General features: G+C 73.4%; 25 protein-coding genes. 9 read left to right on the top strand and 16 right to left on the bottom strand.

Going from position 1 to position 25143, the window contains the following annotated elements; all coding sequences use genetic code 11:
* Nucleotides 1–323: 323 nt before the first annotated feature.
* Entirely contained in the window at nucleotides 324–1931 is a 1608-nt protein-coding gene (locus AB0E91_RS10350) for a protein kinase (RefSeq protein WP_361778107.1), read from the top strand.
* Nucleotides 1932–2024: 93 nt separating this feature from the next.
* On the opposite strand, the gene AB0E91_RS10345 is transcribed toward AB0E91_RS10350, so the two are convergent.
* Nucleotides 2025–2561, bottom strand: a complete 537-nt coding sequence (locus tag AB0E91_RS10345; protein ID WP_361113169.1) for a bacterial proteasome activator family protein — start codon at nucleotides 2559–2561, stop codon at nucleotides 2025–2027.
* A 279-nt stretch (nucleotides 2562–2840) separates the two neighbouring features.
* Between AB0E91_RS10345 and AB0E91_RS10340 the strand changes: the two genes are divergently transcribed.
* Complete coding sequence (locus AB0E91_RS10340) at nucleotides 2841–3416, top strand: hypothetical protein (RefSeq protein WP_361778104.1); 576 nt, start codon at nucleotides 2841–2843, stop codon at nucleotides 3414–3416.
* Nucleotides 3417–3453: 37 nt separating this feature from the next.
* Here AB0E91_RS10340 and AB0E91_RS10335 read toward each other — a convergent pair whose 3' ends face one another.
* From AB0E91_RS10335 to pdhA, 7 genes are all read right to left on the bottom strand, one after another.
* Nucleotides 3454–4434 (bottom strand): NAD(P)H-quinone oxidoreductase, encoded by a 981-nt coding sequence (locus tag AB0E91_RS10335; protein WP_361778101.1) that lies wholly within the window; start codon nucleotides 4432–4434, stop codon nucleotides 3454–3456.
* Between the two features lie 46 nt (nucleotides 4435–4480).
* Nucleotides 4481–5578, bottom strand: a complete 1098-nt coding sequence (locus AB0E91_RS10330; RefSeq protein WP_361778098.1) for a potassium channel family protein — start codon at nucleotides 5576–5578, stop codon at nucleotides 4481–4483.
* On the bottom strand, nucleotides 5575–6963 hold the full coding sequence (locus tag AB0E91_RS10325) for a molybdopterin molybdotransferase MoeA (RefSeq protein WP_361778095.1): 1389 nt from the start codon (nucleotides 6961–6963) through the stop codon (nucleotides 5575–5577). The genes AB0E91_RS10330 and AB0E91_RS10325 overlap by 4 nt, the downstream gene beginning before the upstream one ends.
* A complete protein-coding gene (locus AB0E91_RS10320) occupies nucleotides 6960–7874 on the bottom strand; it encodes an NTP transferase domain-containing protein (RefSeq protein WP_361778092.1) in 915 nt (304 codons plus the stop codon). The genes AB0E91_RS10325 and AB0E91_RS10320 overlap by 4 nt, the downstream gene beginning before the upstream one ends.
* Nucleotides 7875–7954: 80 nt before the next feature.
* Entirely contained in the window at nucleotides 7955–9385 is a 1431-nt protein-coding gene (locus AB0E91_RS10315) for a dihydrolipoamide acetyltransferase family protein (protein WP_361778089.1), read from the bottom strand.
* Nucleotides 9385–10389, bottom strand: a complete 1005-nt coding sequence (locus tag AB0E91_RS10310) for an alpha-ketoacid dehydrogenase subunit beta (RefSeq protein ID WP_361778086.1) — start codon at nucleotides 10387–10389, stop codon at nucleotides 9385–9387. Before AB0E91_RS10310 ends, AB0E91_RS10315 begins: the two co-directional genes overlap by 1 nt.
* Nucleotides 10386–11546, bottom strand: coding sequence for a pyruvate dehydrogenase (acetyl-transferring) E1 component subunit alpha (gene pdhA / locus AB0E91_RS10305; RefSeq protein ID WP_361778083.1), 1161 nt, complete (start codon nucleotides 11544–11546; stop codon nucleotides 10386–10388). Before pdhA ends, AB0E91_RS10310 begins: the two co-directional genes overlap by 4 nt.
* A 175-nt stretch (nucleotides 11547–11721) precedes the next feature.
* Here pdhA and AB0E91_RS10300 point away from each other — a divergent pair, with 175 nt between their 5' ends.
* Nucleotides 11722–12222, top strand: coding sequence for an Lrp/AsnC family transcriptional regulator (locus AB0E91_RS10300; protein ID WP_361778080.1), 501 nt, complete (start codon nucleotides 11722–11724; stop codon nucleotides 12220–12222).
* A gap of 24 nt (nucleotides 12223–12246) precedes the next feature.
* On the opposite strand, the gene AB0E91_RS10295 is transcribed toward AB0E91_RS10300, so the two are convergent.
* Together AB0E91_RS10295 and AB0E91_RS10290 are read right to left on the bottom strand one after the other, a co-directional pair.
* Nucleotides 12247–12834: a TetR/AcrR family transcriptional regulator gene (locus tag AB0E91_RS10295; RefSeq protein ID WP_161182254.1), complete on the bottom strand. Its 588-nt coding sequence runs from the start codon at nucleotides 12832–12834 to the stop codon at nucleotides 12247–12249.
* On the bottom strand, nucleotides 12831–14345 hold the full coding sequence (locus AB0E91_RS10290; protein ID WP_361778077.1) for a 3-hydroxyacyl-CoA dehydrogenase: 1515 nt from the start codon (nucleotides 14343–14345) through the stop codon (nucleotides 12831–12833). The genes AB0E91_RS10295 and AB0E91_RS10290 overlap by 4 nt, the downstream gene beginning before the upstream one ends.
* Nucleotides 14346–14557: 212 nt before the next feature.
* Here AB0E91_RS10290 and paaN point away from each other — a divergent pair, with 212 nt between their 5' ends.
* A complete protein-coding gene (gene paaN / locus AB0E91_RS10285) occupies nucleotides 14558–16249 on the top strand; it encodes a phenylacetic acid degradation protein PaaN (protein ID WP_361778074.1) in 1692 nt (563 codons plus the stop codon).
* Between the two features lie 68 nt (nucleotides 16250–16317).
* Here paaN and AB0E91_RS10280 read toward each other — a convergent pair whose 3' ends face one another.
* Genes AB0E91_RS10280 through AB0E91_RS10270 form a run of 3 tightly spaced genes read right to left on the bottom strand, consistent with a single transcriptional unit; the run spans nucleotide 16318 to nucleotide 19282 of the window.
* Nucleotides 16318–17076: a TrmH family RNA methyltransferase gene (locus AB0E91_RS10280; RefSeq protein WP_361778071.1), complete on the bottom strand. Its 759-nt coding sequence runs from the start codon at nucleotides 17074–17076 to the stop codon at nucleotides 16318–16320.
* Nucleotides 17073–18287, bottom strand: coding sequence for an HTTM domain-containing protein (locus AB0E91_RS10275; protein ID WP_361778068.1), 1215 nt, complete (start codon nucleotides 18285–18287; stop codon nucleotides 17073–17075). The genes AB0E91_RS10280 and AB0E91_RS10275 overlap by 4 nt, the downstream gene beginning before the upstream one ends.
* Nucleotides 18284–19282, bottom strand: coding sequence for a DUF5819 family protein (locus AB0E91_RS10270; protein ID WP_361778065.1), 999 nt, complete (start codon nucleotides 19280–19282; stop codon nucleotides 18284–18286). The genes AB0E91_RS10275 and AB0E91_RS10270 overlap by 4 nt, the downstream gene beginning before the upstream one ends.
* A gap of 420 nt (nucleotides 19283–19702) precedes the next feature.
* On the opposite strand from AB0E91_RS10270, the gene paaA reads away from it, so the two are divergent.
* Genes paaA through AB0E91_RS10245 form a run of 5 tightly spaced genes read left to right on the top strand, consistent with a single transcriptional unit; the run spans nucleotide 19703 to nucleotide 23325 of the window.
* A complete protein-coding gene (gene paaA / locus AB0E91_RS10265; protein WP_361778062.1) occupies nucleotides 19703–20722 on the top strand; it encodes a 1,2-phenylacetyl-CoA epoxidase subunit PaaA in 1020 nt (339 codons plus the stop codon).
* A complete protein-coding gene (gene paaB, locus AB0E91_RS10260; protein WP_161179987.1) occupies nucleotides 20719–21006 on the top strand; it encodes a 1,2-phenylacetyl-CoA epoxidase subunit PaaB in 288 nt (95 codons plus the stop codon). Before paaA ends, paaB begins: the two co-directional genes overlap by 4 nt.
* Nucleotides 21003–21722 (top strand): 1,2-phenylacetyl-CoA epoxidase subunit PaaC, encoded by a 720-nt coding sequence (gene paaC / locus AB0E91_RS10255; protein WP_361778058.1) that lies wholly within the window; start codon nucleotides 21003–21005, stop codon nucleotides 21720–21722. Before paaB ends, paaC begins: the two co-directional genes overlap by 4 nt.
* Nucleotides 21716–22261: a 1,2-phenylacetyl-CoA epoxidase subunit PaaD gene (gene paaD, locus AB0E91_RS10250; RefSeq protein WP_361778055.1), complete on the top strand. Its 546-nt coding sequence runs from the start codon at nucleotides 21716–21718 to the stop codon at nucleotides 22259–22261. Before paaC ends, paaD begins: the two co-directional genes overlap by 7 nt.
* Nucleotides 22261–23325: a 2Fe-2S iron-sulfur cluster-binding protein gene (locus AB0E91_RS10245; RefSeq protein ID WP_361778052.1), complete on the top strand. Its 1065-nt coding sequence runs from the start codon at nucleotides 22261–22263 to the stop codon at nucleotides 23323–23325. The genes paaD and AB0E91_RS10245 overlap by 1 nt, the downstream gene beginning before the upstream one ends.
* 31 nt (nucleotides 23326–23356) lie before the next feature.
* Here AB0E91_RS10245 and AB0E91_RS10240 read toward each other — a convergent pair whose 3' ends face one another.
* The 3 genes from AB0E91_RS10240 to AB0E91_RS10230 all read right to left on the bottom strand — a co-directional run bounded on the left by AB0E91_RS10240 (nucleotide 23357) and on the right by AB0E91_RS10230 (nucleotide 25136).
* Nucleotides 23357–23686 carry a rhodanese-like domain-containing protein gene (locus AB0E91_RS10240; protein WP_361779050.1) on the bottom strand — a complete coding sequence of 110 codons (330 nt, stop codon included), beginning with the start codon at nucleotides 23684–23686 and terminating at the stop codon, nucleotides 23357–23359.
* 74 nt (nucleotides 23687–23760) lie between these two features.
* The gene (locus tag AB0E91_RS10235) at nucleotides 23761–24573 is read right to left on the bottom strand and encodes a hypothetical protein (RefSeq protein ID WP_361778049.1); all 813 of its coding nucleotides are present in this window, start codon (nucleotides 24571–24573) and stop codon (nucleotides 23761–23763) included.
* A gap of 98 nt (nucleotides 24574–24671) precedes the next feature.
* The gene (locus tag AB0E91_RS10230) at nucleotides 24672–25136 is read right to left on the bottom strand and encodes a hypothetical protein (RefSeq protein WP_361778046.1); all 465 of its coding nucleotides are present in this window, start codon (nucleotides 25134–25136) and stop codon (nucleotides 24672–24674) included.
* Nucleotides 25137–25143: the final 7 nt, after the last annotated feature.

The raw sequence follows: 25143 nt of genomic DNA, 5'->3' as shown, positions 1-25143 counted from the left end.
GGTGTTGTTACGGTCTCCGTCGGCCACGCTACAGCCTTCGAGGTGACCGCCGGTCCCGATCCTGGACCGGGGCCGATCCGAGACGGATCGGCCATGAAACCGGTACCCCACACCCTCGTGCAAATTCCGTGCGACCTCCGTACACCTGCTGTAACGCTTCCGCGACGCTTCCTTCGCGTACGGTCACGGAACGGGCACCGAGCTTGACGTGTCACCGCCCTGGGGCAGACTTGGCCGGGAATGACACATTCGATCAAGGCAGGTACGCGCACGGCGCGTTCGCTCCGCGGCGCACCGCGAAGGCCAGTGGGGGACACGGAGAGATGAGCCAGGACGGCGCACAGGGCCGGTACTCGGGACGGGCGCTCGCCAGTGGCCGCTACCAGTTGCGCGACCTGCTCGGCGAGGGCGGCATGGCCTCCGTGCACCTGGCCTACGACGCGGTGCTCGACCGTCAGGTCGCGGTCAAGACCCTGCACACCGAACTCGGCCGCGAACAGGCCTTCCGCGAACGGTTCCGCCGCGAGGCCCAGGCCGTGGCCAAGCTCACGCACACCAATATCGTCTCCGTCTTCGACACCGGCGAGGACGAAGCGGACGGTATGCCGTACATCGTCATGGAATACGTCGAGGGCCGCCCCCTCGGCTCCGTCCTGGCCGAGGACGTACGGCAGTTGGGCGCGATGCCCGCCGACAGGGCGCTGCGGATCACCGCCGACGTGCTCGCGGCGCTGGAGATCAGTCACGAGAAGGGCCTGGTCCACCGCGACATCAAGCCGGGCAACGTGATGGTGACCCCGCGCGGTGTGGTCAAGGTGATGGACTTCGGCATCGCGCGGGCCATGCAGTCCGGGGTCACCTCCATGACCCAGACCGGCATGGTCGTCGGCACCCCCCAGTACCTCTCCCCCGAACAGGCCCTCGGCCGGGGCGTGGACGCCCGCTCCGACCTCTACTCGGTCGGCATCATGCTGTTCCAACTGGTCACCGGGCGCCTGCCGTTCGACGCGGACTCCCCGCTGGCCATCGCGTACGCGCATGTCCAGGAGGAGCCGGTCGCGCCCTCCTCGATCAACCGCGCGCTGCCCCCGGCGGTGGACGCGCTGGTCGCCCGCGCGCTGAAGAAGAACCCCAACGAGCGCTTCCCGACCGCCGAGTCGATGCGCGAGGAGTGCCTGCGTGTGGCGGCCTCGCTCCAGCAGGCGGCGCCGAGCATCGTGCCGGGCGCCGGTCCCGTGCAGAGCGGCGCGGGCGTCGGCTCGACCGTGTTCCCGCCCGTCGACCAGACCCGCCCGGTCCCGCAGGGCGCCCCCGTCCAGCAGCCGTACCAGCCGGTCGCACCGGTCACGCCGGTCGCGCCGCAGAACCCGTACGGCAACCCCTCCTACGGGTATCCGCAGCAGGGCGGCTACCCGACCACGCCGGTGGGGTACGGACAGCCCGGGTACGGCACGGGTGCCCCGGTCCCGTCGGCTCCCCCGGCCTCCGGCAGGAGCAACAAGACCGTGGTCGTCGCCTCGGTCGCCGTGGCCCTTGTCGCGGTCGCCGGGCTGCTCGTCGCGCTGTCCCTGCGGGGCGGCGGCGACGAGAACCGGGCGAAGGGCGGCGGCAGCGCCTCCCCCTCCGCCCCCCGGCACGCGGCGGGCTACCGGGGGCCCGACACCAGCAAGACGATCGACAGGACCGAGTGCACCGAGCCGGACGAGTCGTACAACGACCCGGACAAGGTGCGGCTCCCGGACTTCCGCTACAAGTACGTGAAGTCCGTCAAGGAGTGCGCGCGGGCCGCGGGCTGGCGGGTGAAAGAGGTCCACGTCGACGAGAACACCTACGGCGAGGGGGCCGTCACCGACCAGTTCCCCAAGCCCGACACCGACGTCGACCCCAAGGACGTGGAGATCCAGATCAACGTGTCCACGGGCAACCCCTGACCGTGCGCCGTAAAGGGCCCGGCGGGGTGTCCGCCGGGCCCTTCTCCGTGTGGTCCTCGTGGGTCCTGCCGCCGGTTCGGTCCGGCCGCCGGTTTACAGGTACGGGCCGCCCGAGCGGCCGCCCGTGTGTTCGTCGTCGCCCTCCGGGGACATGCCCGGAGGCAGCGCGCGGCGCATCTGCTCCAGCTGGGCCCGGGCGGCCATCTGCTGGGCGAACAACGTGGTCTGGATGCCGTGGAACAGGCCCTCCAGCCAGCCCACCAGCTGGGCCTGCGCGATCCGCAGCTCCGCGTCGCTCGGGACGACCTCGTCCGTGAAGGGCAGCGAGAGCCGCTCCAGCTCCTCGACCAGCTCCGGCGCGAGACCGTCCTCCAGCTCCTTGACCGAGCTGGCGTGGATCTCCTTGAGCCGTACCCGGCTGGCCTCGTCGAGGGGAGCCGCGCGCACCTCCTCAAGGAGCTGCTTGATCATGCTGCCGATCCGCATGACCTTCGCGGGCTGCTCCACCTGCTCCGTCACGGGGATCTCGCGGGAGCCCTCGTCCCCGCCGCCTCCGAGCGCCGTGCCGTCCTGGCCCACGACGAGGATCTGGGGATTTTCCGGCGACCGTTCGTTCCTCGGCATCTCCATGCCGTCATTGTCGCGCACGGCCCCACCCCATCACCGCCGCGCCCCCTCGCGCCGCCGGTCTCGCGGTCCGGGCCGCCGTACTACGGGGTGACGGGCCGCCGTACGACGCGGTGACGGAGCGGTCGTACGTCGCCGTGACGGAGCGGCCGTAGACCTGACGGCCCATCCCGAAATGCCCGCGCGGGCGCCGAATGTGAGGCTGGATTCCGTCGGTTTTCCGCCGGTCACGGCATCGGGCACGCCGCCGGACACGGCACTGGGTTCCGGGAGGTCACCGACGTGACTCCAAGGCTGCGACTTCTGCTCCGCCTCGTGCGGCTGCTGCTCGTCCTCACGGCGGCGGCCGTGCCCGCGGGCGGCACGGTGATGGCGTTCGGCGCCCAATCCGCCCCGCCGGGCTCCCCCGCGCCACCCGGCGCCTCCGCCTCCGCCTCGCCGTCCGCCCGGGGCGTCACCGTGTCCCCCGCCGCGCGGACCCGGCCGTCCGGCTCCGCCTCGCCCACCGCCAGCCGCCCGGGTCCCTCGCGGGCCGGGAGCCTGGCCGGTGAGGGGCGGCTGCGGCCGGGCCGGCCGGACGGACCGGCGGCCGAGGAGGAGGACACCGACACGGCGGACACCGCCAGGCCCGCCACGAGCCGGGTCGCCTATCCGGAGGAACCGGAGACCGCCGACGCCCCGGCCCTCACGCCGACCGCGTCCGCCACGGCGAGCGCCCCGGCCTCCGCCCCCGCGGCCGTGAACCAGGGCCAGAGCCCGGCCGAACCGGCCAACATCCTGCCGCTGGGCAGCGGTCTGATGCTGATCGGTCTGGGCCTGGCGCTGGCGTTCGTGGGGCTGCGGGTGCGGCGGAGCTGAGCGGGCCCCCTCTTGCGGAGCTGAGCGGGCCCCCCTTTCAGGGCGCGACCAGCAGCACCTTGCCGATGTGGCCGCTGCCCTCCACCACCCGGTGTGCCCCGGCCGCGTCCGTCATCGGCAGCTCGCGGTCCACGACCGGGCGGACGACACCCGAGGCGAGCAGGGGCCACACGTGCTCGCGCACGGCGGCCACGATGGCGGCCTTCTCGCTCAGCGGCCGGGCCCGCAGCGAGGTCGCGCTGATCGCGCCCCGCTTCATGAGCAGCGCGCCGATGTTCAGCTCGGCCTTGACGCCGCCCTGCATGCCGATGATGACGAGGCGTCCGTTGACGGCCAGCGCCTGGACGTTGCGGTCCAGGTACTTCGCGCCCATGTTGTCGAGGATCACGTCGGCGCCCGCGCCGTCCGTGGCCCGCTCGATCTCGGTGACGAAGTCCTGCTCGCGGTAGTTGATCAGGATGTCGGCACCCAGCTCGGCGCAGAAGTCCAGCTTCTCCTTGGACCCGGCCGTCACCGCGACCCGGGCGCCGACGGCCTTGGCCAGCTGGATCGCCATGGTGCCGATGCCGCTGGAGCCGCCGTGCACGAGCAGCAGCTCGCCGGGACGCAGCTGGGCGATCATGAAGACGTTGGACCAGACGGTGCACGCCACCTCGGGCAGCGCGGCCGCCTGCGTCAGGCCGATGCCCTCGGGCACGGGCAGCAGCTGCCCCGCCGGGACGACGACCTTCTGGGCGTAGCCGCCGCCCGAGAGCAGCGCGCACACCTCGTCGCCGACGGACCAGCCGGAGACGCCGGGGCCGAGGGCGGCGATCCGCCCCGAGCACTCCAGACCGGGGTAGGGGGACGCACCGGGCGGCGGGTCGTAGAAGCCCTGCCGCTGCATGATGTCGGCGCGGTTGACGGCGGTGGCCACCACGTCGACCAGCACCTCGCCCTCGCCGGGCGCGGGATCGGGCACCTCCTCCCACACCAGCTTCTCGGGGCCGCCGGGTTCGGGAATGGTGATCGCATACATGCCTGCGACGCTACTCCCCGGTCCGGCGGCCCGGCACCGGACCCGCTCAGTCGCTGGGCAGCGGGCGCGGGTGCGGGGCGACCTGGGTCGCCGGAGTCGCGCGGGCGATGGTGATCAGGCGGTCCGTCAGCTGGAGAGTGCCGACGGCCGGGTCGTCGTAGCCGAGCACCCGGTGTCCGCGCAGGACGCTCACCACCAGGTCCTCGGCCTCGCGCGGGGTCTTGCCCGCCTCGGCGCGGACCACGGGGCGCTCCACGATGTCCATGCCGCTGCCCTGCTGGATCAGGTCCTCCATCACCATGCCGGCGGCGGGGCTGAGCACCGAGAGGCCGAGCAGGCGTCCCGCCGCCGCGGAGCTGGTGATCACCGCGTCGGCGCCGGACTGCTTGAGCAGCGGGGCGTTCTCCTCCTCGCGCACGGCGGCCACGATCTTGGCGCCCCGGTTGAGCTGCCGGGCCGTCAGGGTGACCAGGACGGAGGTGTCGTCGCGCTGCGGGGCGATGATGATCTGCCGCGCCTTGTGCACCTCGGCGCGGCGCAGGACATCGCTCCGGGTGGCGTCGCCGACCACGCCCGCGTAGCCCTCGGCGGTGGCCGCGTCGATGGCCTTGGAGCTGGGGTCGACCACGACGACCTGCTCGCTCTTCAGCCCGGTCGCGCACACGGTCTGGATCGCCGAGCGGCCCTTCGTGCCGAAGCCGATGACGACGGTGTGGTCGCGCAAGGTGGACCTCCAGCGGTTCAGGCGCCATTCCTCACGGGTGCGTTCGGTGAGGACTTCCAGCGTGGTGCCGACCAGGATGATCAGGAACAGCACGCGCAGGGGCGTGATGACGAGGATGTTGGTGAGCCGGGCGCTGTCGCTGACCGGTGTGATGTCGCCGTATCCGGTGGTGGAGAGGGTGACCGTGGCGTAGTAGAACGCGTCGAGCAGGTCCACCGGGCCGTCGGAGTTGTCGTTGTAGCCCGCGCGGTCGGCGTAGACGACGAAGGCAGTCGCGACCAGCACCAGCAGCGCCATGACCAGCCGTTTGGCCACCTGACGGATCGGACGCTCGACCTCTTTCCTGGGGAGCTTGATCCGATGGGTCACCAGATGGTCGCCGGTCTGGCGGGCTATAGCGTCATGGCCCGGAAGTTTCACGTGAAACACACCCCGATTCCGCCCGCCGCCCACGGCAGGTCGAGCAGTTCCGCCCCCGCACCCTGCGGAGAGCCGCCCGGCGGTACGACGGCCAGCGCATCGGCGGCGGCGATCCCGCGCAGCATGGCCGGGCCGTTGTAGCGCAGCGGTACGGCATGGTCGCCGCGCAACGTCACGGGGACCAGCCTCGTGTCGTGCGGGTGCCCCGCCACCGGCTCCCGCAGCGGCAGCGCGTACGGCTCGGGGGCCGGGCGGGCCGCCAGGGCGCGCAGCAGGGGCTCGGCGAGCGTGATCAGGCCGGAGACCGCCGCGAGGGGGTTGCCGGGCAGTCCGACGAGGTGCCGTCCGTCCTTGACCCGGGCCAGCAGCATGGGGTGGCCCGGGCGTACCGCGACCCCGTCCACGAGGAGTTCGGCGTTCAGGGCCGCGAGGGTGGGATGCACCTGGTCGACCGGGCCCCCGGCGGTGCCGCCGGTGGTGACGATCAGATCGGCGCGCGAGGAGGTGATCGCCCTGCGCAGTGCCTTGGCATCGTCGCCCAGCCGCCGTACGGCGATCACCTCGGCGCCGAGGGCGCGCAGCCAGGGCGCGAGCATCGGGCCGAGCGCGTCGCGGATCAGGCCGTCGTGCGGGAGCCCCTCGGTGAGCAGCTCGTCGCCGAGGACGAGGATCTCGGCGCGCGGGCGCGGGACGACGGCGAGGGTGTCGTACCCGGCCGCCGCCGCGAGACCGAGCACGGCCGGGGTGACCAGGGTGCCGGCCGGCAGCAGCTGGTCGCCGCTGCGGCACTCCTGACCGCGCGGCCGGATGTCCTGACCGTGGAGCGTGTCGCCTGTGGCGTGCAGCCTGCCCTGAGTGTCGGTGCGGCCGTGCTCGCTGCGCAGGACGGCGGTGACCCCGGCCGGGATGCGGGCGCCGGTCGCGATGGGCACGGCCTCGCCGTCGGTGAGTGTCTCCTGCGGGGCGTGTCCGGCGAGCACTCCGGACTCCCGCACCTGCCAGGGACCGGGCCCGGCGACCGCCCAGCCGTCCATGGCCGAGGTGTCGAAGGAGGGCAGGTCGCTGAGCGCGTCCAGCGGGACCGCCAGGACCTTGCCGAGGGCGTCGGCGAGGTGCACGGAGACCGGCTCGGGGCGGGGGGTGGAGCGGGCGCGGGCGGCCCGGGCGGCGATCTCACGGGCGCGGGGCCAGGGGGTGGCGGCCGCGTGTCCGCCGTGGGGGTGGTGTCCGGTCCCGGGAGCGGAGGAGGCGACCGGGGCGGACGCGGTGGGAGAATGGGCGGGGCTGGTCGGCGCGGGCCGTACGAGGGCCAGCGCCTCCTCCACGTCCAGGTCGTCGAGTTCGTCCCCGGCGGACGACCCGGCGCGGGTGCGTGGGGCGGTCATCCGGCGTCCGGAGCGGTGTCGCCCCCGCTGTGCTCGGCCTCCCAGCGCAGGGCCAGGGAGGCGACCTTCCCGGCGGCCTCGGCGATGGCCTCGGCGTCGCCCTTGCCCTGGGCGGCCGCGTATCCGACGAGGAAGGTGGTGAGCGGGGCGGCCGGGCGGGCCACGCCGTGCGCGACATCGCGGGCCACGTCGAGCAGGACCCGGGTGTCCACGTCCGGGTCGATGCCGAGTTCGTTCTTGACTGCGGTGATCCATTCGTTCAGCACGTGCCCATGCTCCCTGATGCGCGCCCGGGCGTGGGCGATGTCGTCCCAGGTGTCGCAGTCGAAGGACGCGAGCGCGTCCGGGACGCGGGTCAGCCGCAGTGCGGCGGTCAGCCTGCGCAGCGGGAGCCCGGTGAGACCGTCGTGCTCGGCGGCGAGGGCGTCGAGCGCTTCGCGCAGCGCGCCGGTGCGGTAGGCGGCCACGAGCGGCTGGTCACGGCCGTCGGCGTCGGTGAGCAGCGCGGCGTCGGCGCCGGTCTCGCGCAGCGCGGCCAGCAGCCGCAGCACCGTGGCCTCGTCGAGGAACGGCAGGTCGGCGGAGAGGACGACCGCGAACTCGGCGGACGTGAGCCGCAGCCCGGCGTCCAGGGCGGCCACCGGTCCCGCACCGGACGGCTCCTCGCGCGTCCAGCGCACCGGCCGCGCGGTGGGGCGCGGCTCGGCCACGACGACGGTCCCGGCCGCCCCGGCGCAGGACGCGAGCACCCGGTCGAGCAGCGGACGGCCGCCGACCCGGACGCCCGGCTTGTCGGCACCCCCGAGCCGCCGCGCGGCGCCCCCGGCCAGCACGACGGCGTCGTACGGCGTGTCGGTCCCGGGGGCGGGGGACGTGGCGGGACTCGGGTCGGCGGGGGCGTTGTCGGTCACCCTCCGAGTATGTCCCGTCCGGCACGGAGGGTGCGCAGGAGCACCGCCGGGCCCAGAGGGTGCGCGCGGTCCCGTCGGGTTCAGAGGGTGCGCAGGAGCACCGCCGGTTGTTCGACGCAGTCCGCGACGTACCGCAGGAAGCCGCCCGCCGTGCCGCCGTCGCACACCCGGTGGTCGAAGGTGAGCGAGAGCTGCACGACCTGACGCACGGCCAGTTCGCCCTCGTGCACCCACGGCTTGGGGACGATCCGGCCGACTCCGAGCATGGCCGCCTCGGGGTGGTTGATGATCGGGGTGGAGCCGTCGACCCCGAAGACGCCGTAGTTGTTCAGCGTGAAGGTGCCGCCGGTGAGGTCGGCCGGGGTGAGCCTCCCCTCGCGGGCCAGTTCGGTGAGCCGGGCGAACTCGCCGGTCAGCCCCTCGGCGTCCCGCGCGTGGGCGTCCCGGACGACCGGCACGACCAGTCCGCGCGGGGTCTGCGCGGCGAACCCGAGGTGCACCTGGTCGAGCTGGACGATCTCGCGGGCCTCGGTGTCCACGTACGAGTTCAGCTCGGGGTGCCGGGCGAGCGCGGCCGTGCAGATGCGGGCGAGCAGTGCGAGCAGGGAGATCTTCGGCGCCCCGGCCGCGTTCATGGCGGCCCGCGCCCGCATCAGTTCCGTCGCGTCGGCGTCCACCCAGCAGGTCGCGTCGGGGATCTCCCGGCGGCTGCGCGCGAGCTTGTCCGCGACGGCACCGCGCACGCCCTTGAGCGGGATGCGGTGCCCCGCGGGGCTCGCGGCCGGGGTGACCAGTGCGGCCGGGGCCGCCTCCGGGCGCTCCCGCACCGCCGCCTCGGCCCGCAGCACGTCCTCCACGTCCGCGCGCAGGATCAGCCCGTCCGGGCCCGAACCGCGCAGGGTGCGCAGATCGACCCCGTTGTCGCGGGCGATGCGGCGGACGAGGGGGGAGATGACGGCGACGGGGCCGTCGGCGTGGGCGGGGAGCGCGTCCACGCGGTCCGGGGTGCGGGCCGGGGTGGACGGCGCGGGCGGGCGCGACGCGGCGGGGAAGGCGGGCGGACGGGACGCGCCCGCGCGGGGCGGGTACGCGGGCGGGGTGCCCGGCGAGCCGTCCGCGACCGGTGTGCTCCCCGGGACCGCGCCGAGTCCCGTACGCACCCTGCGCCGACGCCCCGAGGACGCCCGTGTGCCGTAGCCGACCAGGACGTTGCCCGACTCCTCGCCGGCGGACCCGGCGGCCTCGGCGGACCCAGCGGGCTCGTCCGAGCCGACGGCGACCGTGATCAGGGGCGCGCCGACGGGCAGTTCGGTGCCCTCCTCGCCGAAGCGCGCGGTGACCACGCCGCCGTAGGGGCAGGGCACCTCGACCATGGCCTTGGCCGTCTCGACCTCGACCACCGGCTGGTCCACGGCGACCACGTCGCCCACGTCCACCAGCCAGCGCACGATCTCCGCCTCGGTGAGTCCCTCGCCGAGGTCGGGCAGCTTGAACTCCAGTACCTGTGCCATCAGCCCTCGGCCTCCCACTGGAGCCGGGCCACGGCGTCCAGCACGCGGTCGACGCCGGGCAGGTGGTGCCGCTCCAGCATCGGCGGCGGGTAGGGGAGGTCGAACCCGGCGACACGCAGCACCGGCGCCTCCAGGTGGTGGAAGCAGCGCTCGGTGATGCGGGCGGCGATCTCCCCGCCCGGCCCGCCGAAGCCGGTCGACTCGTGGACGACGACCGCGCGTCCGGTGCGGCGCACGGAGGCGCACACCGTCTCGTCGTCGAAGGGCACCAGCGAGCGCAGGTCGACGACCTCCAGGTCCCAGCCCTCGGCCTGGGCGGCCTCGGCGGCCTCCATGCAGACCGGGAGGGAGGGGCCGTAGGTGACGAGGGTGGCGCTGCGGCCGGTGCGGCGGACCACCGCGCGGCCTATGGGCGCGACCTCGTCCGGCTGCTCGGGGTTCCAGGTGTCCTTCGACCAGTACAGCCGCTTGGGCTCCAGGAAGACCACCGGGTCGTCGGAGGCGATGGCCTCGCGCAGCATGCCGTAGGCGTCGGCGACGGTGGCCGGGGTGAGGACGTGCAGGCCGGGGGTGGCCATGTAGTACGCCTCGGAGGAGTCGCTGTGGTGCTCGACGCCGCCGATGCCGCCGCCGTAGGGGACGCGCACGGTGATCGGCAGGGGCATCCGGCCCCGGGTGCGGTTGCGCATCTTCGAGACATGGCTGATCAGCTGCTCGAACGCCGGGTAGGCGAACGCGTCGAACTGCATCTCCACCACCGGCCTGAGGCCGTACATGGCCATGCCGACGGCGGTGCCGAGGATGCCCGCCTCGGCGAGCGGGGTGTCGGTGCAGCGGTCCTCGCCGAACTCCTTGGCGAGCCCGTCGGTGACCCGGAAGACACCGCCGAGGGTGCCCACGTCCTCGCCCATGACATGCACGTTCGGGTCGGCGGCCATCGCGTCGCGCATCGCGCGCGTGAGGGCCTGCGCCATGGTGGCGGGCTTGACGGCCACGGTGGTCATCGACGACCGCCTTCCGCGCCCGGGCCCTGCGGACCGTCCTGCTCGGCTTCCAGCTCGGCTCGCAGCATCTCGCGCTGCTCGCGCAGTTGCGCGGTGGGTTCGGCGTACACGTGGTCGAAGAGTTCCATGGGGTCGAGCGGGGCGTCCTGGTTCATGCGTTCGCGCAGGTCGGCGGCCATCGCCTCGGCGTCCTGGCGTACGGCTTCGATGGCGGCCCCGTCGAGCAGACCGCGCGCGGTGAGCTCGCTCTCCAGCAGCCGGACGGGGTCGTGGGCACGCCAGGCCTCCACCTCGGCCTCGCCCCGGTAGCGGGTGGCGTCGTCGGCGTTGGTGTGGGCGTCGACGCGGTAGGTCACCGCCTCGACCAGGGTGGGTCCGCCGCCCGCGCGGGCGTGCCGTACGGCGTCGCTCAGCACCTCGTGCACGGCGGCCGCGTCGTTGCCGTCCACCAGGCGGCCCGGCATCCCGTACCCGACGGCCTTGTGGGCCAGGGAGGGGGCGGCGGTCTGCTTGGCGAGCGGGACGGAGATGGCGAAGCCGTTGTTCTGCACGAGGAAGACGACCGGGGCCTGCCAGACGGCGGCGAAGTTCAGCGCCTCGTGGAAGTCGCCCTCGCTGGTGCCGCCGTCGCCGACCATGGCGAGCGCGACCACGTCGTCCCCCTTGAGCCGGGCGGCGTGCGCAAGGCCGACCGCGTGCGGGAGCTGGGTGGCGAGCGGGGTGCTGAGCGGGGCCACGCGGTGGGCGTGCGGGTCGTAGCCGCTGTGCCAGTCGCCGCGCAGCAGAGTGAGGGTCTCCACCGGGTCGACGCCCCGGGCGACTACGGCGAGCGTGTCCCGGTAGCTCGGGAAGAGCCAGTCGCGGTCCTCCAGGGCCAGGGCGGCGGCGACCTCGCACGCCTCCTGACCGGTGCTGGAGGGGTAGACGGCCAGGCGTCCCTGCTTGGTCAGCGCGGTCGCCTGCGTGTTGTAGCGGCGGCCGCGCACCAGCTGGGCGTAGAGCCGGAGCAGCAGGTCCGGGTCGGCCTTCGCGGCGGCCTCGGTGCCGAGGACGCGGTAGGGCTCGGCATCCGGCAGCAGCGGCGCGGGGTCCATGCGGGGCTGCCAGGCGGGCGGCGGCGATGGCCGGTACGCGCCCCGCTGCTCCATGACCGTCATGACGGCACCTCCTCGTGGGAGTGGCTACGGGAGACGTGTCGGCTGTGACCCGTCTCACCTACCGATTGTTCGGTCGCCGATGCATTTTGGCTACTGGCCCCTCCAGGCTGTGGACAAACGGTTCTCCACAGCCTGGAATGAACGCAGGACGTCCACGGCGATGAAGCGGGGGGACATGACACCTGAACAAATGGCCCAGGGACTGGACGCGGGAACGGCTCTGCCCCCGCCGCGCCCGCTGGACGCCATAGATCAGGACATCCTGAGAATCCTCCAGGCGGACGGCCGCGCCTCGATACGCTCCGTCGCCGACCGCGTCCACGTCTCCCGCGCCAACGCCTACGCGCGGATCAACCGCCTGGTCGAGGACGGGGTGATCCGGGGCTTCGGCGCCCGCGTGGACCACGAGCGCGCCGGGCACGGCACGTCGGCCTACATCACGCTCAACATCGTCCAGAACACCTGGCGCACGGTCCGCGAGGAACTGCGGCGGCTGCCCGGCGCCTCGCACATCGCCCTGGTCGGTGGCGCCTTCGACGTCCTCCTGCTGGTGCACACCCCCGACAACCGGGCCCTGCGCGAACTGGTGCTCACCCGTCTCCAGGCGATCCCGGAGGTGCTGAGCACCCGCACGCTGCTGGTCTTCGAGGAGGAGGACGTGGGGCCGGAGGAATGAGGGAGGAGGCGGTGCCGGGCGGGCTCAGTCCCCCCGCAGCCCCGCGAAGACCAGCAGCACCACCGCGTCGGCCACCTCGCGCCCGTTCGCCCCGCGGGCCTCGGGCCGGTACCACTCCACGATGGAGTTGATCATGCCGAAGACGAGCCGGGTCGCGAGCCGCACCTCGACGTCCGCGCGCACGTCCCCCTCCTCGGCGGCCGCCCGCAGCAGGTCCGCCACCCGGTGGTCGAACTCGCGGCGCCGCTCCAGCGCCCACCGCTCGGCCTCGGTGTTGCCGCGCACCCGCAGCAGCAGCGTCACATAGGGCAGCTCGGATATGAGCACCTCGACCATGCGCCGTACGACGTACTCGAGCCGGTCGACGGCGCGTCCCGCGCGCGCGTGCTCCTCGTCGAGGATGGCGAACAGGCCGTCCAGCGCCCGCGAGACCGCCCGGCGCAGCAGCTCCTCCTTGCCGCTGACGTGGTGGTAGATCGAGGACTTGGAGATGCCGGCAGCGCGGGAGAGGTGCTCCATGGACGTGCCGTCGTAGCCGCGCTCGTTGAAGACCCCCACGGCCACCGAGAGCAGCGTCTCGGGGGTGTACGTGTCGCGCTTGGCGGTGGTCATGAGGTGCCCTCCCGCTTGTCGGTGGCGTAGGCGTGCCGGTAGAGCGCGAGGGACGGCGCGTACCGCCCGGAGGGGTCGCACGCGTGCAGCTGGTCCAGCAGGTCGTAGGCCCAGCCCCGGCCGAGGGCCCGGCTCCACTCGAAGGGGCCGAGCGGGTAGTTGACGCCGAGCTTCATGGCGGTGTCGATGTCCTCCTCGGTGGCGACACCCTTGGCGACGGCATCGTGCGCGAGGTCGACGATCCGGGCCACCGTGCGGGCGACGATCATGCCGGGCACGTCCCCGATGACGCTCACGTCCTTGCCGAGCGCCTGGAAGAGGCCGATGGCCTCGGCGAGGGTGCGCGGCGAGGTGTCCTGGGAGGCGGAGAGGGCGATACGGGTGGCCGCGCGGTAGTCGAGGGCGAGGTCGAAGTGGACGACGTCGCGGAACTCCACGGAGGTCTGGCCGTCGGCGAGGATGAGCTGGCCGCCGCTCGGCAGGACGAGCAGGGTGCCGTTGTCCTCCTCCTGCTCGTGGACCGGGATGCCCGCCTCGCGGATCAGCGTGAGCAGGGGGGCCGCCGGTCCGAGGTCTCCCTCGACGGTGACATGGGCGGGCGGCTGCTCCTTCTCGGCGGTGTGCGGCTCGGGGCGCTCGGCGTCCTCCGCGTAGTCGTACCAGCCATGGCCGCTCTTGCGGCCCAGCCTGCCGGACTCGACCAGCCTGCGCTGGGCGAGCGAGGGCGTGAACCGCACGTCCTGGAAGAAGGACCGCCACACCGAGTGGGTGACGGACTCGTTGACGTCCTGGCCGATGAGGTCGGTCAGCTCGAAGGCGCCCATCCGGAAGCCGCCGCTCTCGCGCAGCACCGCGTCGATGGTGGCCGGGTCGGCGCCCTGCGCCTCGTACACCGCGAACGCCTCGGCGTAGAAGGGGCGGGCGATCCGGTTGACGATGAAACCGGGGGTGTCCGCGCAGGCCACCGGGGTCTTCCCCCAGGCGCGGGCGGTCTCGTACACGCGCGTGGCCGACGTGACGTCCGTGGCGAAGCCGGAGACGACCTCGACCAGCGGCAGCAGCGGCGCGGGGTTGAAGAAGTGCAGGCCCACCAGGCGGCCGGGGTCGCGCAGCGCGCCGCCGATGGCGGTCACCGACAGGGAGGAGGTGTTGGTGGCCAGCAGACAGTCGTCGTCGACGATCTCCTCCAGCTCGGCGAAGAGCCGCTGCTTGACGTCCAGCCGCTCCACGACGGCCTCCACGACCAGCGCGCTCCCGGCCAGGTCCTCGAGGGGCCCGGCGGCGGTGAGGCGGGCGCTCGCCGCGTCCCGGTCGGCGGCGGCGAGCCGGTCCTTGGCCACCAGCCGGTCGAGCCGGGCGCGGATCGCCCCGGCGGCCTCGTGGGCGCGCCCGGGAACGGCGTCGTAGAGCCGCACGGGGTGGCCGGCGACCAGCGCGACCTGGGCGATGCCCTGGCCCATGGTGCCGGTGCCGACCACGGCCACGGGGCTGCTGAGGTCCAGTGCTGTCATGTGCGCGATCCTCCCGCACGGGGTTGTCCACAGATGCGCCGGACCCCCTTGTCCCGACCGATCGTTCGGTTACTCTAGCTCTGACCACCCGTGGCCCACCACCGCCTTCGACGGGCGCGCACCGGGCCCGCATCCCACCCGCAGCCGCTTTCTCCGTTTCCGCCCAGGTAGGAGCTCGACGACGAGTTCCCGAGACGAGGAGTTGGTCCCGCATGGCCGCCCCACTGACCGCACACGAGCTGATCGCGAAGCACCGGCCCACACTCGACCAGACCCTGGAAGCGATCCGCACGCGCGCGTACTGGTCCCCGCACCCCGAGCACCCCAAGGCCTACGGCGAGCACGGCAGCCTGGACGCCGCCGCGGGCAAGGCCGCCTTCGACGCCGTCCTCGGCACCCGTCTCGACCTGGACCAGCCGGGCACGGACGACTGGGTGGGCGGCGAGGTCTCGCCGTACGGCGTCGAGCTGGGCGTGACCTACCCGCACGCGGACCTCGATGTGCTGCTGCCCGCCATGAAGGCCGGTCAGGCCGTCTGGCGGGACGCGGGCCCCGAGGCGCGCGCGGCGGTCTGCCTGGAGATCGTGAAGCGGATCGGCGACCGCACGCACGAGTTCGCGCACGCCGTCATGCACACCAGCGGACAGGCGTTCATGATGGCCTTCCAGGCGGGCGGCCCGCACGCGCAGGACCGCGGCCTGGAGGCGGTGGCGTACGCGTACGCGGAGCAGACCCGCACGCCCGGGACGGCCGAGTGGTCCAAGCCGCAGGGCAAGCGCGACCCGCTGAACCTGACCAAGACGTTCACTGCGGTCCCGCGCGGCATCGGCCTGGTCATCGGCTGCAACACCTTCCCGACGTGGAACGGCTACCCGGGCCTGTTCGCCTCCCTGGCGACCGGCAACGCGGTCCTGGTCAAGCCGCACCCGCGCGCGGTGCTGCCGCTCGCGCTCACCGTCCAGGTGGCCCGCGAGGTGCTGGCCGAGGCCGGTTTCGACCCCAACCTGGTCGCGCTGGCCGCCGAGCGCCCCGGCGAGGGCATCGCCAAGACCCTCGCGACCCGCCCCGAGATCCGCATCGTCGACTACACCGGCTCGACCGCCTTCGGCGACTGGCTGGAGACCAACGCCCGCCAGGCACAGGTCTACACGGAGAAGGCCGGCGTCAACACGGTGCTCGTCGAGTCCACCGACGACTACAAGGGGATGCTCTCCAACCTGGCCTTCTCGCTGTCCCTGTACAGCGGCCAGATGTGCACCACCCCGCAGAACCTGCTGATCCCGCGCGAGGGCATCAGCACCGACCAGGGCCACAAGTCCTACGACGAGGTGACGGCCGACCTCGCCCGCGCGGTCGACGGCCTGCTCGGCGACGACGCGCGCGCGAACGCCCTGCTCGGCGCGATCGTCAACCCGGACGTGAAGGCCCGCCTGGAGGCGGCCGCCGAGCTGGGTGAGGTAGCCCTCGCCTCCCGCGAGATCGTCAACCCGGAGTTCCCGGACGCGGTCGTGCGCACGCCGGTGATCGTCAAGCTGGACGCCACCAAGCCGGACGACGAGGCCGCGTACACGAGCGAGTGCTTCGGCCCGGTCTCCTTCGCCGTGGCCGTCGACTCGGCCGCCGCCGCGGTGGAGCTGCTGCGGCGCACGATCCGCGAGCACGGCGCGATGACGGTCGGCGCCTACACCACCGACCCCGAGGTGGCGCGAGCGATCGAGGAGGCCTGCCTGGAGGAGTCCGCGCAGCTGTCGCTCAACCTCACCGGCGGGGTGTACGTGAACCAGACCGCCGCCTTCTCCGACTTCCACGGCTCGGGCGGCAACCCGGCGGCGAACGCGGCCCTCACCGACGGCGCCTACGTGGCGAACCGCTTCCGCGTGGTGGAGGTCCGCCGGCAGGCGTGAGCGTCTCCGGCTCCGGGTGTGGTCCGCCTCCAGGCGGGAGCACACCCGGAGCAGGGCCGTCCGGAGGTTCAGCGCTCCATGGGCGCGGCGCCCATGGAGGCGCTCCAGTGGTACAGCGTCATGGCCACGCTGGTGGCGAGGTTGTAGCTGGAGACCTGGGGGCGCATCGGGAGCGCGAGCAGGTGGTCGGCACGCGCGCGCAGCGCCGCCGAGAGCCCGCTGCGCTCCGAGCCGAAGGCCAGCACGGCGTCGTCGGGCAGCACCGTCCCCCGGATGTCCTCGCCCTCGGGATCGAGGGCGAACAACGGCCCGGCGGGCAGCTCGTCGACACCGAGCCGCTCGACGGCGGTCGCGAAGTGCAGTCCGGCACCGCCGCGCACCACCGTGGGGTGCCACGGGTCCAGCGTGCCCGTGGTGACCACGCCGGTCGCGCCGAAACCGGCGGCCAGCCGGATCACGGCACCGGCGTTGCCGAGGTTGCGCGGCTCGTCCAGGACCACCACGGGGGCGGTCCTGGGTGTACGGGCCAGCGCCCGCAGATTGGCCTCCCGGGACGGCCGTACGGCGAGCGCGGCCACACCGGTTGGATGCGGGCGCGGCACCAGCGCGGCGTACGCCGTCCCGGGCACCTCCGTGAGCAGCGCGTCCAGCGTGTCCGCGAGATCACCGGCCAGCTCGTCGGCCAGGGCGAGCGTCGCCTTCCGGTCGGTGGTGACCGCCACCGGCACCTCGGCGCCGAAGCGCAGCGCGTGCTTGAGCGCGTGGAAGCCGTCGAGCAGCACGGCGTCCCCGGCGCGCTCGCGCCAGCGGATCAGGGGGTCGGTCATGCCGTGAACCCTACGCGGCCCGCCGAGTCCTCCTCGGGGGCGCGGGGTCCGGGCACCATGGGACGGCCGCCGCGCCGGAACAGCCGGGCACGCGCGCGTGCCACGCCCCCGCCGACCAGCAGCAGGAAGGCGGTGGGCAGGAAGACCGCGTCGGCCGTGATCATCGCCAGCGAGAAGAACGGCAGCCCGAGGAGGACGGCGATCGCGGCGTGCTCCGCCATCATCAGCACCAGGAGCACGTTCTTCACGCGCCGGTTGAACAGGGTGAAGGGGAAGGCGACCTGCATCATGACGGTGCCGTAGGCGGCGAGCATCATGAGCGTGCCGCTCGCGGCCATCAGACCGGCGAGTGCGGGCCAGGGCGAGAAGTAGTCCAGGTGGAGCGGGTAGTAGACGGCGGTGCCGTCCTGCCAGCGCGAGCCCTGGATCTTGTACCAGCCGGCCGTGGCGTAGATCAGGCACGCCTCCGCCATGATCACGACCAGGGCACCGTTGTGCAGCACGTTCGCGATCACGTCGAGCAGCATCCGGGGCTCCGGCGACCGCGCCCGGCGTCCCGCCGCCCACCACAGGCCGAGGCCCGCCCAGGTCGCCCACAGCAGCGTCGGCACCGGCCAGGTGGCCCCGAACCCGCCGGTCAGCGCCACGGCGACGAGCGCCGCGCCCGACACCGCCCACAGCACCGGGCCCACCCGGTCGGTGGGAACGCGGCCGTCACGCGCGCGTACCGCCATCGCGCGGGCGGCGCGCCGCGCGTCGAGCGACCAGACCTGGCCGCAGCGCGTGAACACGAGATAGATGGACATCAGGTGCAGCACGTTGTCGCCGCCGTCGCCCACGAAGACGCTGCGGTTCTGCAGGGACAGCACGCCCACCATGAACAGCGCGGAAGCGGTACGGGTGCGCCAGCCGAGCAGCAGCGCGACACTGGCCAGCACCGCGAGCGTGTAGAGGACCTCGAACCAGGCTGCGCTGTCGGACCACATCAGCGCCGTGAAGGCGTGGTTCTCCCCGATCAGCCGATGGGCGAGTTCCCAGCTCCAGGGGCCGTCGGGGCCGTACAGCTCGCGTCGGTGCGGGAACTCGCGCAGCAGGAACAGCAGCCAGGTCCCCGCGAACCCGATCCGGATCACGGCACTCTGGTAAGGCCCCTGGGCCGCGCCGGTGACCTGGGCGACGCCACGCGAGAGCAGCAGGGAGAGGCGGTTCACCGCGCACCTCCAGTGGCGTCGGCGGCGGTCACGGTCCACCAGGGCAGCGCCCGGTAGACGGGCTGGGTGGAGATCCGCTCACCGCTCCAGGCGGGCGGCGCCACGTTGACGGTCTTCGAACGGACCTGGACGCGCTGGACGACGCCCTGGTTCTTGATGTCCGCCTCCCGGGCCAGGCGCATCACCACGATGCGCCGCATGTACTCCTCGGAGAGCGTGCCACGCGTGCCCACCGGCCGGCTGTCCGCGTTGTGCGTGGAGACGAGGAAGTCCCAGGCCCGGCGCAGTTCGTTCTGCTGGGTGTGGCTCGGCACCGGATTGTGGTCGATCGCGGCGCCGTCCTCGGCCGACAGGTCGACCCAGCCGGTGGTGCGCACGTCACCGTCCTTCGCCGCCAGCTCCGCACGCGCCTCCACGGCGATGTTCTGCTGCAAGGGATTCGGTGCGAACAGCTTCCAGTTCTGCTCGAACTCCGGATACACCCACGCCTCGATCTCCTTCCCGTGCCGCTTGCTCACGGTGTTCGCGGGCGCGAGGCTCAGGAACACCACGGCGAGGTGCACACAGACGACGACCGCGACGGCACCGAGCACCGCGGCGGCGGTGATGCGGTAGGCGGGGGAGAGGGCGGCCACGCCGGAGGGTGCGGCGATGGGCGGGGAGGCGGGTGCGTACAGGCGGCCTGCGCTGTCGAGGGCAGGGGCACGGTCGGGGTCGGGGCCGGCGCAATCGCCGCTCGCGCCGCCGGAAGCGGCATCCCCACCGCTCGCGGCCCGGGGCTCGGCGCTCCCGGGGCGGGCGCTCGCGGAACCGGCGGCCTCACCGGCCGCGGTCTCGTCGCCCCCGCTCCGGCTGCCGTCCCCCTGACCGTCCGCCCGTTCGCCGGCCGCTCCATCGACCGCTCCGCCGTCCCGGTCCAGGGCTCCCGCGCGACGCGCCCCGGTCGGCCCGTCCGGCCCGCGTGGGGCTCCCGAGTCCTCGTCGTACGCGTCCATTCCGCCCCGTTCCCCGCTCAGCCGCTTCGTCGGAGCACCCGGCACGGACGCCCCATGGTCAACGGGCGCCCCGTCCCGGCGCCCGCACGGAACGGTACTCAGCCCCGCCCGCCCGGCGCAGCCCCGGGTACGGCCGCACACCCGGCCCACGGCCCGCGACCGACCGCACCCGCCCCGCCCGGAGACCTGCCCCACCCCTTCCCCCGCCGCCCCCACCTCGCCTTCCCCGGGTCACGAGGTCCCCGCCCGCACCCCGCCCGACCCGTTGTCCACAGACACCCCCGCAGGTTTTCCACAGCGGTTGACACCCGACGACGGCCCGGCCCACCATTGACGCGCACGGACCGAACGATCGGTCGGGACACGTCCCGGCGGAGTCCGAGGTCACTTCCAGGCAGAGCCCGAGGTCAGGGGGACCGCATGGCCACAGCAGCCGAGCACCGCACGGCCGGCCCACCGGCGGACGGCACACCCGGCACCGCCGACGACACGGCGGACCGGCAGCGCGCCTTCGACGCGGCCGTGGCGGCGGACGAGCGCATCGAGCCGCGCGACTGGATGCCGGACGCGTACCGCGCCACGCTGGTCCGGCAGATCGCCCAGCACGCGCACTCCGAGATCATCGGCATGCAGCCGGAGGCCAACTGGATCACCCGCGCGCCCAGCCTGCGCCGCAAGGCGATCCTCATGGCCAAGGTGCAGGACGAGGCGGGCCACGGCCTCTATCTGTACAGCGCGGCCGAAACCCTCGGCACCAGCCGGGACGAACTGCTCGACAAGCTGCACACCGGCCGCCAGAAGTACTCCTCGATCTTCAACTACCCGACGCTGACCTGGGCCGACGTGGGCGCGATCGGCTGGCTGGTGGACGGCGCCGCGATCACCAACCAGGTCCCCCTGTGCCGCTGCTCCTACGGCCCGTACGCCCGCGCGATGATCCGCGTCTGCAAGGAGGAGTCCTTCCACCAGCGCCAGGGGTACGAGCTGCTCCTCGCCCTGAGCAAGGGCACCGCCGGGCAGCACGCCATGGCCCAGGACGCCGTGGACCGCTGGTGGTGGCCCTCACTGATGATGTTCGGCCCGCCCGACGCCGACTCACCGCACTCGGCGCAGTCCATGGCCTGGAAGATCAAGCGCCACTCGAACGACGAGCTGCGTCAGCGCTTCGTGGACATCTGCGTCCCCCAGGCCGAGTCCCTCGGCCTCACCCTCCCCGACCCGGACCTGCGGTGGAACGAGGAGCGGGGGCACTACGACTTCGGCGTGATCGACTGGACCGAGTTCCAGCAGGTCCTCAAGGGCAACGGCCCGTGCAACGAACAGCGGATCACCCAGCGCAGGCGCGCCCACGACGAGGGCGCCTGGGTGCGGGAGGCGGCCGCCGCCTACGCGGCCAAGCACACCGGGACCTCCGGTGGGACAGGAGCGACGCAGGCATGACGAACACCGAATGGCCCCTGTGGGAGGTCTTCGTGCGCTCCCGCCGCGGTCTCTCCCACACCCACGCCGGCAGCCTGCACGCACCGGACGCGGAGCTGGCCCTGCGCAACGCCCGCGATCTGTACACCCGGCGCGGCGAGGGCGTCTCGATCTGGGTCGTCCCGGCGACCGCGATCACCGCGTCCTCCCCGGACGAGAAGGACCCGTTCTTCGAGCCGTCCGCCGACAAGCCCTACCGCCACCCGACGTTCTACGAGATCCCCGAGGGGGTGCGGCACCTGTGACCGTCACCGTGCCCGTGACCGCCGCGCTCGCCCTCGGCGACGACGCCCTGGTGCTCTCCCACCGCCTCGGCGAGTGGGCGGGACACGCCCCCGTCCTTGAAGAGGAGGTCGCGCTCGCCAACATCGCCCTGGACCTCCTCGGCCAGGCCCGCGTCCTGCTCTCCATGGCGGGCGACGAGGACGAGTTGGCCTACCTCCGCGAGGAACGCGCCTTCCGCAACCTCCAGTTGGTGGAACAGCCCAACGGCGACTTCGCCGACACCATCGCCCGCCAGCTCTGCTTCTCCACCTACCAGCACCTGCTGTACGCCGAACTCGCCGCCGGGGACGGCCCGTTCGCCCCGCTGGCCGCCAAGGCGGTCAAGGAGACCGCCTACCACCGCGACCACGCCGAGCTGTGGACCCTGCGCCTCGGCGACGGCACGGAGGTCAGCCGGGAGCGGATGAGGCAGGCCGTCGAGGCGCTGTGGCGGTTCACCGGGGAGATGTTCCAGCCGGTCGAGGGCGTGGACGTCGACTGGGCCGGCCTGGACCGGCGCTGGCTGGAATCGGTGACGGACGTGCTCGGCCGCGCCACCCTGTCCGTCCCGGAGGGCCCGCGCACCGGGGCCTGGTCGGCGGGCGCGGGACGCCAGGGCCTGCACACCGAGCCGTTCGGGCGGATGCTCGCGGAGATGCAGCATCTGCACCGCAGCCACCCGGGGGCGACATGGTGACGGCCACCGCCCTGGAGGCGGAGCTGCTGGAGCTGGCGGGCTCGGTGCCCGACCCGGAGCTGCCGGTGCTCACGCTGCACGAGCTGGGCGTGGTGCGCGCGGTGCGCGTCGGCGACTCCGGCTCGGTCGAGGTCGACCTGACCCCCACCTACACCGGCTGCCCGGCCGTCGAGGCGATGAGCGCCGACATCGAGCGGCTGCTGCACGAACACGGCGTCCACGAGGTCAGGGTCCATACGGTCCTCAGTCCCGCCTGGTCGACCGACGACATCACCGCCGAGGGCCGCCGCAAGCTCGAGAGCTTCGGCATAGCTCCCCCGCGCCCGCACCGCGCCTCCGGCCCGGTCGCGCTCCCCCTGGGCCCCACCCGCACGGGCGGCCACGGCACGGACGCGGCCGGTGCCGCCGACCCCGTGCGCTGCCCGCACTGCCACTCCGCGGAGACGGAGCTGCTGAGCAGGTTCTCCTCCACCGCCTGCAAGGCGCTGCGCCGCTGTCTGTCCTGCCGTGAACCCTTCGACCACTTCAAGGAGTTGTGATGGCGCGCTTCCACCCGCTCCCGGTGGCCGAGGTCGAGCGGCTCACCGACGACTCGGTCTCCCTGACCTTCGCCGTGCCGCCCGAGCTGCGCGAGGAGTACCGGCACACGGCAGGGCAGCACCTCACGCTGCGCCGCCGCGCCGACGGCGTGGACGTCCGCCGCACCTACTCGATCTGCTCCCCGGCCCCCGACCCGGCCGGTGAGGGCCCGGGCACGCTGCGGGTGGGGGTGCGCCTGGTCGACGGCGGCGCGTTCTCCACGTACGCGCTGAAGGAGATCGGCGTCGGTGACGTGCTGGAGGTCATGACCCCGGCCGGCCGCTTCACGCTGGAACCGGCGCCGGGCCTGTTCGCGGCGGTGGTGGGCGGCAGCGGCATCACACCGGTGCTGTCCATCGCCGCCACGCTGCTGGCGCGCGAGCCGTCGGCCCGCTTCTGCCTGATACGCAGCGACCGCACAGCCGCCTCGACGATGTTCCTGGAGGAGGTCGCGGACCTGAAGGACCGCTACCCGGAGCGGTTCCAGCTGGTCACCGTGCTCTCCCGGGAGGAGCAGCAGGCGGGCCTGCCGTCCGGCCGCCTCGACCGGCCCCGGCTCGCGGAGCTGCTTCCCGCGCTCCTGCCGGTGGACCGGGTGGCGGGCTGGTTCCTGTGCGGCCCGTACGGCCTGGTGGAGGGCGCCGAGCGGGCCCTGCGCGGACTGGGGGTGGACCGCTCCCGCATCCACCAGGAGATCTTCCACGTGGACGAGGGACCCGCCCCGGCGGCGGTCGTACCGGCGCCCGCGCACAGCACCGTCACCGCCCGCCTGGACGGCCGTGCCGGGACCTGGCCGGTCGCGGAGGGGGAGTCCCTGCTGGACACGGTCCTGCGCAACCGCTCGGACGCGCCGTACGCCTGCAAGGGCGGCGTCTGCGGCACCTGCCGGGCCCTGCTGGTGACCGGCGAGGTCCGCATGGACCGCAACTTCGCCCTGGAACCGGAGGAGACCGGGGCGGGCTATGTGCTGGCCTGCCAGTCCCACCCGCTGACGGAGCAGGTGGAACTGGACTTCGACCGGTAGGGAGAAAGTCGTAGGGCAACGGCGGCGGCGGCTAGATGACGAATCCGTCCTTGCCGTCGTCGGTCACCACGGGGCGGCCGGTGGCCTGCCAGACCTGCATGCCGCCGTCGACGTTCACGGCGTCGATGCCCTGCTGGACCAGGTACATGGTGACCTGGGCCGAGCGGCCGCCGGATCGGCACACGACGTGGACGCGGCCGTCCTGCGGGGCCGCCTCGGTCAGCTCGCCGTAGCGGGCCACGAACTCGCTGATCGGGATGTGCAGGGCGCCCTTGGCGTGGCCCGCACGCCACTCGTCGTCCTCACGGACGTCCAGCAGGAAGTCGCCGTCCTTGAGGTCCGTGACCGCGACGGTGGGCACACCAGCTCCGAAATTCATGTCCCCGACGCTACCCGAAGCGTGCTCCGGCGCACTCCCGCGCCGGAGCTCGGCTCCTACTCCTGGGTCAGCAGGGCCGCGAGGTCGTTCTCGCGCTGCTGGACGTCGCTCTTGAGACGCTCGGCGATCTCCTCCAGCAGGCTGTCCGGGTCGTCCGGGGCCAGGCGCAGCATGCCGGCGATCGCGCCGTCCTCCAGCTCACGGGCGACCAGGGTGAGCAGCTCCTTGCGCTGGCTCAGCCACTCCAGGCGCGCGTACAGCTCCTCGGCGGGGCTGGGCTCGCGCTCGGGCAGCACCGGGCCCGCGGCCCATTCGTCGGCCAGTTCCTGGAGCAGCTTCTCGTCGCCACGGGCGTAGGCGGCGTTGACGCGGGTGATGAACTCCTCGCGCCGCTTGCGCTCGTTCTCCTCCTGCGCGAGGTCCGGGTGGGCCTTGCGGGCCAGCTCGCGGTAGAGCTTGCGGGCCTCCTCGCTGGGGCGCACCCGCTCGGGCGGCCGGACCGCCTGGTCGGTGAGCATCGCGGCCGCCTCGGGGAACAGGCCGTGGCCGTCCATCCAGCCGTGCAGCAGCTCCTCGACGCCCGGTATCTGCTGGAGGGCGGCGCGGGCCTCCTCGGCGCGGCGGATGTCCTCGGGGTCCTGCGTCTGAGCGGCACGCGCCTCCGCGATGCGGGCGTCCAGCTCCTCGATGCGGGCATAGAGGGGACCGAGCCGCTGCTCGTGCAGCCGGGCGAAGTTCTCGACCTCGACGCGGAAGGTCTCCACCGCGATCTCGTACTCGATCAACGCCTGTTCGGCGGCGAGCACGGCCTTTTCCAGCCGTTCCTCGGGCCGCGGTGCCTTGGACTGCTCAGCTTCCGGGGTCGTCACCCGACCAGCCTAGGCCACGGCCGGTCCGGCACACCCCCGATGCCCGCACTCGGCAGCCCGGCCCGGCCGCCCGGCCGCCCGCCCGCCCGCACCCGCTCTCAGCCCTCCGGGCAGGCCGCGGGCACCCACTCGGCCTCCAGGTCCTGGCAGGCGACCACCAGGGTGCCGGGGCGGCAGGCCAGTTCATGGGTGCAGCCGCCGGGGCGCGGCAGGATCTCGTCGAGGATCACATCGCCGAGTGAGGCCGGGTCGCAGACGCCGAGGACGTCCGACTGGAAGCGGGAGACGCCCTTGTAGCGGACGACCAGGTCCTCGTCGTGACGGAAGCAGTTGTGCCGGAAGCGGATCTCCACGTCCCCGTCGCCGGTGCGGCGCACCCGCGCGGGCAGGAGGTCGCGCACACAGCGTCTGTCCCCCGGGTCGTAGTGCGCGGGGTCGGTCGCGAACGCGCGGGCGCCCGGCGGCAGTCCGGCCGCGATGCCCGGCAGCCTGGCCAGATAGGGCCGCGGGTCGGCGGACACCGGCTCCTCGCCCGCGCCACCGCTCAGTTCGACGTACTTCACGTCATCA

This window comes from Streptomyces sp. NPDC026659, from assembly GCF_040638245.1.
GTDB lineage: Bacteria > Actinomycetota > Actinomycetes > Streptomycetales > Streptomycetaceae > Streptomyces.
Note: the sequence above shows the minus strand (reverse complement) of the source record. Positions and strands in the feature narration are given on the sequence as shown.

Bases quoted from the DNA above. Each gene is read 5' to 3' on its own strand.
- paaD (WP_361778055.1), top strand. From the start codon at position 21,716: ATGGTGACGGCCACCGCCCTGGAGGCGGAGCTGCTGGAGCTGGCGGGC.
- AB0E91_RS10315 (WP_361778089.1), bottom strand. From the start codon at position 9,385: ATGGCACAGGTACTGGAGTTCAAGCTGCCCGACCTCGGCGAGGGACTC.
- AB0E91_RS10290 (WP_361778077.1), bottom strand. From the start codon at position 14,345: ATGACAGCACTGGACCTCAGCAGCCCCGTGGCCGTGGTCGGCACCGGC.
- AB0E91_RS10310 (WP_361778086.1), bottom strand. From the start codon at position 10,389: ATGACCACCGTGGCCGTCAAGCCCGCCACCATGGCGCAGGCCCTCACG.
- AB0E91_RS10335 (WP_361778101.1), bottom strand. From the start codon at position 4,434: ATGTATGCGATCACCATTCCCGAACCCGGCGGCCCCGAGAAGCTGGTG.
- AB0E91_RS10280 (WP_361778071.1), bottom strand. From the start codon at position 17,076: ATGACCGACCCCCTGATCCGCTGGCGCGAGCGCGCCGGGGACGCCGTG.
- paaB (WP_161179987.1), top strand. From the start codon at position 20,719: ATGACGAACACCGAATGGCCCCTGTGGGAGGTCTTCGTGCGCTCCCGC.
- AB0E91_RS10270 (WP_361778065.1), bottom strand. From the start codon at position 19,282: ATGGACGCGTACGACGAGGACTCGGGAGCCCCACGCGGGCCGGACGGG.
- AB0E91_RS10300 (WP_361778080.1), top strand. From the start codon at position 11,722: ATGACACCTGAACAAATGGCCCAGGGACTGGACGCGGGAACGGCTCTG.
- paaN (WP_361778074.1), top strand. From the start codon at position 14,558: ATGGCCGCCCCACTGACCGCACACGAGCTGATCGCGAAGCACCGGCCC.
- AB0E91_RS10350 (WP_361778107.1), top strand. From the start codon at position 324: ATGAGCCAGGACGGCGCACAGGGCCGGTACTCGGGACGGGCGCTCGCC.
- AB0E91_RS10295 (WP_161182254.1), bottom strand. From the start codon at position 12,834: ATGACCACCGCCAAGCGCGACACGTACACCCCCGAGACGCTGCTCTCG.
- AB0E91_RS10325 (WP_361778095.1), bottom strand. From the start codon at position 6,963: ATGACCGCCCCACGCACCCGCGCCGGGTCGTCCGCCGGGGACGAACTC.
- AB0E91_RS10345 (WP_361113169.1), bottom strand. From the start codon at position 2,561: ATGGAGATGCCGAGGAACGAACGGTCGCCGGAAAATCCCCAGATCCTC.
- paaA (WP_361778062.1), top strand. From the start codon at position 19,703: ATGGCCACAGCAGCCGAGCACCGCACGGCCGGCCCACCGGCGGACGGC.
- AB0E91_RS10245 (WP_361778052.1), top strand. From the start codon at position 22,261: ATGGCGCGCTTCCACCCGCTCCCGGTGGCCGAGGTCGAGCGGCTCACC.
- pdhA (WP_361778083.1), bottom strand. From the start codon at position 11,546: ATGACGGTCATGGAGCAGCGGGGCGCGTACCGGCCATCGCCGCCGCCC.